The organism is Peribacillus sp. NPDC058075, from assembly GCF_042885195.1.
Lineage (GTDB): Bacteria > Bacillota > Bacilli > Bacillales > DSM-1321 > Peribacillus.
The window spans coordinates 1-1,025 of the sequence record NZ_JBHVSL010000023.1 but is presented as its reverse complement, the minus strand read 5'-3'; the positions used below and the strand labels follow the sequence as shown (position 1 = coordinate 1,025).

Genomic DNA, 1,025 nt, shown 5'->3' with positions numbered 1-1,025 from the left:
GTGTTTTATCTTTATGTTTTAATTTATTCGTTTAACTCTCAAGATATTGTTATAAGGGATACAGGCGTGTTGTGGGTTTCTCTATTTTTATTTATTTTGTATTTGTTGTTTGCTCTGGTATATCCAGTTTCAAAAAGGATCTATGGGTTAATGATGAAAAAAATACAAGATAAAAATAATTGAAAATGTCGTTTAATAAAACGTTCCCAATTAGATTCTTAGAATAAAAAATTTATTATTCCATTGCGGTGTCCGCAAGCATTTTTTTTATTTTTCAGTACTTCGTTTTGAGGAATATTTTTGTGATAGAATCCGTTCACTGTGGAGGTGAATGTGATGACGATTGTAATTAATGTGATGGATTTAGGAGCATTCATTATTTGTACTTTGCTGTTCGTTGCATTGTGGTTTGAAGAATCAGAAGAAGCCGGCTATTAAGTCGGCTTCTTCTTTACACGCTTGACGGAAATCGAGAGATTTTAGCACGCACACAGGGGTGTGTATAAGTGCGCCATTTTCATGGATGTCCTATTTCCAAAATTGCCACCACTTTTTTTGTTGAGCAGCAGCAATCATTTTTTTTGTTTCAATGGATTCTTTCAAAGCGAGCATGAGATTTTCATCTCGCTTTTTTTGTTGTTCTTCAAATTGTTCGAGTCGTTTTAGGATGGCCCGATTGAATTCCTCTTGTCTTTGAATGAGATCGGCGACATTGATATCTTGTAGCGGTGTAGCGGTATCCGATATGGACAAGTTTGACCGATACAAGGTCGCTACAAGTTTGGCTACTTCTTCTAGTGATTTACCACTCAATTTAGAGTGTGTGTATATATACTCCATAGCGGATAAATCGGACTCATTATACTGACGCCATCCCTTAGTGTCTCTGGCGAAATTATAGCCATTTTTCTCAAGTATGGCGGCGTATTTGCGTATCGTGACGCTGGAGACATTGAGCTTGTTTGCAATGTCTTGTGAAGAAAGGTAGGTTTCGGGTTTCATAGCGGGTTCACCTCTTTATGATT

Annotated in this window: 1 protein-coding gene and 1 pseudogene; one reads left to right on the top strand and one right to left on the bottom strand. The window is 36.9% G+C overall.

The features are described 5' to 3' along the window. Positions 1-183, top strand: a pseudogene (locus tag ACFVS1_RS26865) (hypothetical protein); the annotation flags it as partial. A gap of 345 nt (positions 184-528) precedes the next feature. Here ACFVS1_RS26865 and ACFVS1_RS26860 read toward each other — a convergent pair. Beyond that, positions 529-1,002 (bottom strand): DUF3967 domain-containing protein, encoded by a 474-nt coding sequence (locus ACFVS1_RS26860; RefSeq protein ID WP_387541588.1) that lies wholly within the window; start codon positions 1,000-1,002, stop codon positions 529-531. Positions 1,003-1,025: the final 23 nt, after the last annotated feature.